We start from the raw sequence: 9317 nt of genomic DNA, 5'->3' as shown, positions 1-9317 counted from the left end.
GAAGGAAAACAGCTCCGGCAAGAAGAAGGGCAAGTCCACGATCACCAAACGTGGACGATCCCGGCTACGGGCGTTGCTGTTCCGGGCTGTCATGCCGATGGTGGCAAAAAACGCGGAGTTTAAGGCATTACATCAATATTACACGACACGCACAAACAATCCGTTAAAGAAGAAACAGTCCATTGTAGCCCTGTGTGGAAAACTCATTCGAGTCTTATTCACATTGGGGACAAAACAAATGTGCTACAACCCTATGGATGTTCTGGGGCCGGTACGCCAGTCTCAGCTTCGGATGGCAGCGTAAAACGAGATTCAAACTTTCAGCGTTTGCATACGACGAATAGGTTATAAACAACGACAACAGAAGCACGGAGCAGCCGCAAGGAATTATTCCATAAGGGCAACGACCCAGTAAAGGAGCAAGAAGCGGCGTCCACCCCTTGAGAGGCAGGACGAAGGAATGTGAGGGCTATGACCCAGTGTGACATGGGAGGGTAAGCCGTCAAGGGAATGGTGTGGATATCCAAGGTGCGAACATACCGATGTTATCCATAGATTGGAAAATGGGTTCCAAACTCTATTCCTGCCATCGGCTCCACCAGAAAAATATGTCATATAAACATAATATCTCCATCTCTCGAAAACGTCGAAGTTGAAAATCTAAGAAATCGTAAGCAAATGAAAGAAAACATTAATTTATAGTGGGAGGAGATAAAATGATCCGTCTTGTAAAATCAAGTCGGCTTGCCCGCGAACCCTGCGGCCCTGCAATACGCCTTTGTGGTAGGCGCTAATAATCATAGGGACGTCAATGCGTCCTTCAAGTGTAAGTATAGATGCGTACTCCAGCCCTTTGAAGGACAGAATACGCTGGTCATACACGACGGCCCCAAATTCGCGGAAGGCATGGACGGACTTGCGTTCAGTTTTGTAACTTTCTGCAACCTTTCCGATAGAGCGGACAACCAACTGCGCCGACAGACCGAAGCGCTCGCGGACGTCGTAATAACAAAGCTTTTGGATACCAATTTTACCGAACGTTTTGGATTCAAAAGAAACTTTGCTGATGTAGTTACACGCTTCATTGAATCGTTTCATGGTGTCCAATAACTTTCGATGTTGTTCACTATCCGTCAACAGTTTGATCTTCATCGTGCAAAGCAAGGAAATCACCCCCCTTTGCAATCTATTATACCACAATTATTGAATAAATTAATCAATAGAAAGGAAGGTGAGAGCATGATTCAATGGGGAGGCAGTGATATGTTCACGCATATGCTTGTTGTTGGCCCTACCCGCTGTGGAAAGACAGCCACTTTACTCAAGCCCATGATTTATCAGTTGCTGCTTCTGAAGAAGAAGGGGGTTCCACTCGGACTTTCTGTTGTGGAGCCTAAAGGTGATGTTGCGGCAATGGTAGCAGAAATGTGTGATGCAATGGATATGCCCTGTGTCCATGTTGATCCCACAATAACTCATAGCGCGCGGTTTCCGGTGATGAAAGGCGACGAGGACGACGTAGCAGAAGCTACGGTTACTGTCCTTAAATCTATGTTCGGGAAACAGGAAGCATTTTTTGCTACAGTGCAGGAGCTTGCCGGACGGAATATTACCAAGCTTTTAAAACGTCTTTACTTGGATGATGTTAACCTGGGCGATGTACTCCGAACGATGCGAGATCAACGAATGCTGGAGGATAAGGTACAGGAACTTCGTTTTAAAGAGGGTGAATCCGATCTGGTTCAGTTTTTCCAATCGGAACTGCTTGGGGCACAGAAGGAAAAATATCAGCAGTTTGTTATCGGGCTTCGCGCCCAGCTTGAGAACTTAACGTCTAACCGGCATCTGGAGCCAATCTTGACTGGACAATCCGATTTCGACATGGACAAGCATTTTGCTTCTGGCGGTGTATTAGCCGTAAATACGGCCATGGGTAAATTGCGGAAAGCCGGGGATGCCTTTGGTCAGTTCGTCGTTATGCATTTGCAGAGCGGAACATTCCGCAGGCCGGGCACAGAGCGCACGCGCGTACCGCATTTTATGATCGTGGATGAGTATTCCCGATATATTAATCCCGATGTGGAGTTGTTCTTATCCATTGCAGCGGAGTATCGAACAGCCGGAATATTTGCTATCCAGTCTTTGGGGCAGCTAGAAGTCGAATCTGGCAAGATCAACGCTAAGGCCATGAAGCAATCCATTATGACGAGTTGCCGAAACAAAATCGCTTTTGGCGGGCTATCTTATCAAGATGCTGTTGAATTTAGTCGGGAATTTGGGAAAAAACAAATCATAATGCGTCAAAGCACATTTAAACAGCAATTATTACTCCCTAACTTTTTGCCGGAGAACTACCGGGACACGGAAAAGGAAGAAGACCGTATTTTTTACACGCAGATGATGGATGGACTACCCAAATTCCATTACGTGGCGAAGCTGCTGGACGATGGCACACCTTTACCGCCGAAAATAGGCAAAGGTTCATTTGTTCCGAGGGACTGGAAAGAGCGGCGGGAATGGGAAGTAAAGCGGCGATGGTGGAGAGGATTTGGTGCCGTAATCAAGAGCAGGGGCGCTAAACTTGAACATGGAAATGTGGCATTCGATGCGCAGCCTAATCAAGAAACTTTTACTTCTCGTTTGAAATTTATATCTGACCCTATCCAAGATGAACCGTATGTAGACGAAGATGATTTCGATCACACAACGACAAACACAGAAGAAGATCCATTTGAGTAAGAACCTCAGCGCTAATTGTGTTGAGGTTTTTCAAATATCCAAAAACATCCAAAAACAAATTTATGGAGGTAATGAACATGAGTGAAGAGTTAAAGAAAGTGTTGATTGAAGGTTATAACGAGGAAAAGTTGGAGCAGAGCAGCTATGATGAAGGCTGGGCACAGATTTATAGTGCCCGGCAGAATGATCTTGTATTGCAAGCTGAACTAATTGGTCTTGAGCCAAAGCTTAACAAGCTGTGTGGCGTGGTATTAGTCGGTGGAGTCAGAGGATATATCCCACAGGATTTCTCTGGTACGAAGGATGCCCATGAATTTCGGCGTTTACTTGGAGAACCAGTTGCCTTTAAAATCCTGAGCTATGATCGTGATGGAGATACCTTCATCGCATCCCGTCAAGCAGCCCTGGAACATATGGAAGGTTTGACGTGGAAATGGCTGGAGCAAGATGCGGTAATTACAGCGGTAGTACGTAATGTTACTCCCAAGGTATTGATGCTGGATATTGGCGGTATTACAACGGAGCTGCCGGTTCAGGAATATGGTTATGGATGGGTAGATGATCTTCGTGAAGAAGTTACCGCCGGGGATCACCTCAAAGTAAAGGTGGTAGAACTGGATAAAGAAAATAAAATCGTGAAGGTTAGCAAGAAGGCAACAGAGAAAAGTCCATGGCCGGATTGCGTAAAACGATATGTATCCAAAGGAACCTACAAAGGTAAGGTATCCGGTGTAATGGAGTACGGCATTTTCGTTAATCTTGAGCGCGGAGTCGATGCTCTGGTTCCGCATATCCGGTTTGGAAAAGTGAAGCGGGGCGACACAGTCTATATTCGGGTCCGCGGGGTTGATCCAAAGCAAGAGCGGATTTATGGGCGGATTATTCCCAAAAAGTGAAAGGGGCGATTCTCGCCTCTTTCCTCACTTAGTTTTAGAAAGGAGCTTTGTATGAAAACATCACCCTTCTCGATTACACATGAATGGACGTTTAAACCTGCTTCATTTCCGGAGGAGCTTGTACCGGGATATGCTCCATTACGAGCTGCTACCGAAGCAGACGGTCTCAGATCGCTTGGTTTGATTGGCTGCATGGGAAGTGTTCAAATGGGGCGTCTATTCCAGTGGAAACGACATCAAGTCCGGCGCATGTTAGCTGAGAAGAAGCTGATTCAGCACCTGCTTCTCAAGAACAAGAACACGATCCCAATCTATACGATTGGCCCACGAACAGCGCAATTACTCAACCTGGAATGGTCACATGAATTCTGGAGAACATGGACAATGGAACAGATTTTGTCCCATTTAGTGTTTTTTCAGTTTTGCTGCGCCATGCGGGATAAACAAAAAGCGTTTCAAATTCATGCCGCTCCTTATCCCTTTACGGGCAGGGTTGAGATTGGAGCGGAATCCAGAAATGTATTGGTGATCCGTGGAGATACCAGTTACTTGCCTGCTTCATTACGGCACTCATCGTATCCCATTATTGTAATCTCAGAATCTCTTGAAGCGGTTATGCCGTTGAATGAACTTTTGAAGGAAGCGAAGTTACTACTGGACACTGACCTGAAACAAGATTATCGTTTCTACAGGCAGATCAAGGGAGAATGGGTAATTAAGTAAATGTCTTGGGAAAAATCTCCTTTCCTATTGAAATACGAACATATGTGTGGTAAATTGTTCCTATAAAACAGAACATACATTCGTATTATAGGAAGGAGTTTTAGACTATGGACAATCAAGAAAACAGACAGGCGGCACTAGAAAAGGCTTTGAAGGAAATTGAGAAGTCTTATGGGAGAGGGGCTGTCATGAAATTAGGGGAGGCAGCTCATGTCCAAGTTGAAACCGTTTCGAGCGGCAATCTTGCTCTTGATATAGCTTTAGGTGTAGGAGGTTTTCCAAGAGGGCGAATTATTGAGGTTTATGGTCCAGAATCCTCCGGTAAAACAACAGTGGCACTACACGCGATTGCTGAAGTACAGAAGTTAGGAGGACAAGCTGCTTTCAGTTGACGCCGAACATGCACTTGATCCACTTTACGCGAAGAATATAGGCGTTAACATTGATGAATTACTGTTGTCCCAGCCCGATACCGGTGAACAGGCGCTTGAAATAGCAGATGCCTTGGTACGAACCGGAGCGGTAGAAATTTTGGTTGTTGATTCCGTAGCGGCCCTTGTTCCTAAAGCAGAGATCGAGGGAGAGATGGGGGATTCTCATGTAGGACTTCAAGCCCGACTCATGTCTCAAGCGATGCGAAAATTATCCGGTTCGCTTAGCAAATCCAAGACGATAGCTATCTTTATTAATCAACTCCGGGAGAAAGTCGGTGTATCGTTTGGAAGTCCGGAAGTAACTCCTGGGGGCCGTGCATTGAAATTCTATTCATCGGTTCGTCTTGATGTACGTCGTATGGAGACGATCAAATTAGGTAATGAGATGGTGGGAAGCCGGACACGTATTAAGGTCGTTAAGAATAAGGTTGCACCACCGTTTAAGCAGGTTGAGGTTGATATGATGTATGGTGAAGGCATTTCGAAAGAAGCAACCCTTCTTGATCTCGGAGTTGAACTGAATGTAGTTGAAAAATCAGGTTCGTGGTTTTCTTATGCCGGTGATCGTTTAGGGCAAGGCAGGGAGAATGCTAAGCAGTTCTTAAAGGAACATCCGGAGGTAGCTTTCAAAATCGACAGTGAGATCCGCGGATCTGAGGTAGAGCTGAAACCGGTACTGGAAGAAGCGGAAGATCGGGAATTTGCAGCCGGATAAAATGAGAACGTATGATTGCACTTTTATAATCACAATGCTATAATATTCCTGTAATTATCTTTACCTCTACACTCCCGTTTGCCGGAGACAAGAGTTGCCTGTATAGGCGATAAGTGCTGTACCTCCCCTACAAAGCTTTATAGCTGAGGATTAAAGTAGGATAAAGTCATTACCCCCCGAAATCTCCTGTGCTGAGAACAAGGGAAGAAGAGTACCGAAAGGCTCTGATAAAGGTTAAACCGCACCCGCATGTGTAATTTAAAGTATTGATAATGAATTAAAGCCGATTTTTGCATGGATTCGTCCGTGCAGAAATCGGCTTTTTTATTTTCAAAAAAATGAAAGGGTGATCGAAGCATGTTTAAACACTGGTTCAAAAAGGACAAACGTCAAGATTCATCAGTTTCACATTATAACCCGGTTCTTCCCAATGAGAGTGAGTGGACTAAGCTCAAGCTAATGTGGGAGAAATCCAGAAATAAGCATAGCCCTTTAGAGCAAAGTCTTATTCAGGAAGAAGCAGAAGCTTTTGAACGAGTAAGGGGGATGCTTGAGGAGGCTCTTTCGCTATTGGATGATGCCTGCATTGAATCAGAAGGAATGCTCAAGGTGAGGCTTCGACAAATCTGGACTGATCTGGATGAGCTTGTGAAGACCTATACGCTTGAATAATAAAAATGTGAATGAACGTTATTTCTCTCAAAGAGAAAGGACGTTTTTTTATTTTACCTTTCTGTGCGGGTATAAATAGCACAGACGTCAAATGACGGGTGGAGGTTAAAAAATGGACTTGTCGATTATGGAAAAGGTAGTAGTTCAAGGTGATCTTTCTTCATTGAAACCCGAGGAACGTTTGATCTACTACACGAAAGTTTGTGAGAGCGTTGGACTTAATCCCCTCACCAAGCCGTTTGATTATCTGAAACTGGATGGAAAGCTAGTGCTTTATGCTAAGCGCGATGCTACGGATCAGCTTCGTAAAATTCACAAAATCAGTATCACAATAACCAGCCGTGAACGCATTGGTGATGTTTACTGTGTGACAGCTCGTGGAACGACTCAAGACGGTCGTGCTGATGAATCCATAGGTGCTGTTTCCTTAATGAAAGAGGAGAAGATCTGGGACGAGATGCGTACGATGCAAAGTCCCTACAGGAAAGATTCTCCCGTTGACAGCAGATGAACTTGCCAATGCCATTATGAAAGCCGAAACAAAAGCGAAGCGTCGGGTAACGCTGTCACTATCCGGCCTTGGAATGATGGACGAAAGTGAGATTGAAACCATTGAAGGTGCAGAACGGATTGAAGTGGGTGAGCTTGCTCAAACGAATAATCAAGTTCCGAAAAAGCTGTCTTCTGATAGCACTGCATCCAGTTCTGATCCTAAGACTACTGAAAGTAAAGGTAAGAAAAACAATTCGGGTGGAAAGCCTTCAAACTCGAATCCAAAGAACTCGGGAGAAGTATACAAGATGCTGGATATGGCAACAGGAACCTCTCCGGGCGGAGTAACATTCGCCAAGTTGAAAGTAGTCAATGTAGGGACGGGTGAAGAATCCATTGTGCTTGCCAATACAGCTGAAACGCTTGATCAGGTCAATGCGATTTCAAATAACATGCAATTTAAACTTGATTTTGAAATGAGCAATGGATTCAAAATTGTGAAATCGATTCAGTTAGTGGGTGAAGCTGCATGAGTCTGACAACCTTTACGGATGGGAAGGCACTAATCTGTGCGTTCCATCCAGTAAGCAAAATGGCGTGTATCTCGTGAAAGTGGAGCCTCATTACAACGATTTGATTATTACGCATGACTGCCCTGCATGTCATTTCGGACACAAGCAATGCAAGCATGTTCAAATGGCTGCGGAAGTTTACGAGCGTTGGCAGTGGTGGGAACCTAAAAAGCAGATTCACACGGTTACGCGCAAAATTGTTCTTTCGTCGGAGTGGGAGCAGATACAACTTCCTCCCAGCCAAGAAGAACAATTAAGGGCAGTGATCGACCATGCTTCCTGACATTCTGGACGTTGCAGACCAGAACGGACTCATTATTAAGCCTTCCTCACAATCGAGGGAGGAAGTTCTCTGTAAATGTCCATTTTGCCATGAGGATTCTAAACCGGGAAAAAAGCGAAGATACTACCTTTCTCTTAACACCAAAGACCAGGTATTCAAATGCTGGTTTTGTGGGGAGAGTGGGGGAGTGCTTCGCTTTATTTCTCTTTTGGAGGGAGTTCCGGAAGAACAGGTGCGGCAGAGATATCGTAAGCGGAAAATTGTGCATCCAGCTGAACGACTCAGCCGAAATCAACGAAAGTTATTGAGGCAACACACAGGAGGCAAAGAGCCTAATTGGAAGCTGATGAGAGAAAGAGATTTTGCCTATTACATGCGTTCTATGGATCTTCTTTGGGAGCAGTGGAATGAGTTTCTGGAAACAGAACGGCAAGGTGCTTATCTCTGGCTGATCATCGGGATAAAGAACTTTAAATATCAAAAGTACATTGAGCGTATCCGACAACGCGAGAAAGAAATTGAAGCTCCCTTATTGGACGATGTGCTCCAAATTTATTCATGTTCAGTACGTCCTAGGTGGACGGAAGACGCGGAAAGATTTGTTTGCAATTTTAAATCTGTAAGTCCTGAGCCTGAAAGGGCAGGCATGAAGACGGAGGATAAAAAATGAGCTTGAACCAAGCAGTATTAATCGGAAGACTGACAAAGGACCCTGAGTTACGTTATACACCTTCTGGTGTAGCAGTGGCACAATTCACATTGGCTGTAGATCGTCCCTTTACGAATCAAAATGGAGAACGAGAAGCGGACTTCATTCCTATTGTGGTCTGGAAGGCAGTCGCTGAAAATGTAGCTAACTATGTGAAGAAAGGCCACCAGGTTGCAGTTACAGGACGAATTCAGGTTCGCAACTATGAGAACAATGAAGGGCGCCGTGTATATGTAACGGAGGTAGTTGGACAGTATGTTCAATTCCTTACTAACACATCTAACGGGACTTCTCAAACCGGCGATCGTCAAAATTCGACAAATAATCAAGGGACCAATTCAGCCGGAGATGGATGGAACATCTCTGATGAAGATTTGCCATTCTAATGCTGTACTCTTATTCCCGGCTCTCGCTTTATGAAACTTGCCCTTATCGATTTTACCAAAAGTACATTTTAGGTAAAAAAGAGCCAGTTACCAAACCACTAGCTCTTGGAAAAGCAGTTCATAAAGCGATTGAGCTAAAGATCAATGGAGTATCTGAGCATGAAGCCATTATAGAGGCAATTATTGAATCAGATTTTCATCCCGAAGTGACTTATGAAGAGATTGCTTCATTGGTGCAGCGTGCTCCGGAAGTCAGGGGACAAACGGAAGTTCATTTTGTACTTCCACTTGGAGATAGCATTCAATTTCAAGGCTACATTGATCTTCTGGAAGAAGAACGATTTTGGGATTGGAAATCGAATTGGCGACTGTACCGAGCAAATGATACAAGGCAGCTTGCATTGTATGCTTGGGCAATTATGAAAAGAAGAGGACTTCGGCAAGTCAAGGGGACATTGTACTTTCTACGCTTCAGGAAAGCAGAATCGTTTGTATATAACGAGTCTGACGCGAATGAAGCTAGAAAATGGGCGCATGGTTTGGCGGAAGAGATTGAAATGAAGAAGTCTTGTCTGGAATCATTCCCGGATATGGCTTCTTCTTTGTTTCCACCTACACCAGGCGGCCATTGTAAGCATTGTCCGTTTGTGATGGAGTGTTATCAAAAATCGAAAAATTAAGTTGAAAGGATGACAT

General features: G+C 44.6%; 11 protein-coding genes and 1 pseudogene. 11 read left to right on the top strand and 1 reads right to left on the bottom strand.

The features are described 5' to 3' along the window. The coding region (locus ACL02P_RS11575) for a transposase (RefSeq protein WP_412837291.1) at positions 1–304 on the top strand (304 nt) is incomplete at its 5' end. A gap of 392 nt (positions 305–696) precedes the next feature. Here the strand turns inward: ACL02P_RS11575 and ACL02P_RS11570 are convergent. Then, positions 697–1164 (bottom strand): hypothetical protein, encoded by a 468-nt coding sequence (locus ACL02P_RS11570; RefSeq protein WP_412837290.1) that lies wholly within the window; start codon positions 1162–1164, stop codon positions 697–699. Positions 1165–1239: 75 nt separating this feature from the next. On the opposite strand from ACL02P_RS11570, the gene ACL02P_RS11565 reads away from it, so the two are divergent. From ACL02P_RS11565 to ACL02P_RS11520, 10 genes and pseudogenes are all read left to right on the top strand, one after another. Continuing rightward, a complete protein-coding gene (locus ACL02P_RS11565) occupies positions 1240–2739 on the top strand; it encodes a type IV secretory system conjugative DNA transfer family protein (RefSeq protein WP_412837289.1) in 1500 nt (499 codons plus the stop codon). Positions 2740–2816: 77 nt separating this feature from the next. After that, positions 2817–3635: a S1 RNA-binding domain-containing protein gene (locus tag ACL02P_RS11560; protein WP_232730013.1), complete on the top strand. Its 819-nt coding sequence runs from the start codon at positions 2817–2819 to the stop codon at positions 3633–3635. Between the two features lie 51 nt (positions 3636–3686). After that, positions 3687–4358, top strand: coding sequence for a hypothetical protein (locus ACL02P_RS11555; RefSeq protein WP_412837288.1), 672 nt, complete (start codon positions 3687–3689; stop codon positions 4356–4358). 107 nt (positions 4359–4465) lie between these two features. Then, positions 4466–5507: pseudogene (gene recA / locus ACL02P_RS11550) on the top strand (recombinase RecA). Positions 5508–5864: 357 nt separating this feature from the next. Further along, positions 5865–6179: a hypothetical protein gene (locus ACL02P_RS11545; RefSeq protein ID WP_036715201.1), complete on the top strand. Its 315-nt coding sequence runs from the start codon at positions 5865–5867 to the stop codon at positions 6177–6179. Between the two features lie 112 nt (positions 6180–6291). Beyond that, positions 6292–6690 carry a hypothetical protein gene (locus ACL02P_RS11540; protein WP_412837287.1) on the top strand — a complete coding sequence of 133 codons (399 nt, stop codon included), beginning with the start codon at positions 6292–6294 and terminating at the stop codon, positions 6688–6690. Then, positions 6677–7204, top strand: a complete 528-nt coding sequence (locus ACL02P_RS11535) for a hypothetical protein (RefSeq protein ID WP_412837286.1) — start codon at positions 6677–6679, stop codon at positions 7202–7204. The genes ACL02P_RS11540 and ACL02P_RS11535 overlap by 14 nt, the downstream gene beginning before the upstream one ends. 509 nt (positions 7205–7713) lie before the next feature. After that, positions 7714–8196, top strand: coding sequence for a hypothetical protein (locus ACL02P_RS11530; RefSeq protein ID WP_229520986.1), 483 nt, complete (start codon positions 7714–7716; stop codon positions 8194–8196). Next, positions 8193–8621 (top strand): single-stranded DNA-binding protein, encoded by a 429-nt coding sequence (gene ssb, locus ACL02P_RS11525; RefSeq protein WP_089550014.1) that lies wholly within the window; start codon positions 8193–8195, stop codon positions 8619–8621. Before ACL02P_RS11530 ends, ssb begins: the two co-directional genes overlap by 4 nt. After that, positions 8621–9301 carry a PD-(D/E)XK nuclease family protein gene (locus ACL02P_RS11520; RefSeq protein ID WP_412837285.1) on the top strand — a complete coding sequence of 227 codons (681 nt, stop codon included), beginning with the start codon at positions 8621–8623 and terminating at the stop codon, positions 9299–9301. Before ssb ends, ACL02P_RS11520 begins: the two co-directional genes overlap by 1 nt. Positions 9302–9317 lie beyond the last annotated feature (16 nt).

Origin of the sequence: Paenibacillus sp. MB22_1, from assembly GCF_047200555.1 — a bacterium.
In the GTDB taxonomy this organism is placed as follows: Bacteria; Bacillota; Bacilli; order Paenibacillales; family Paenibacillaceae; genus Fontibacillus; species Fontibacillus phoenicis.
The sequence above is the reverse complement of the archived record's forward strand: the minus strand, read 5'-3'. Positions and strand labels throughout refer to the sequence as shown.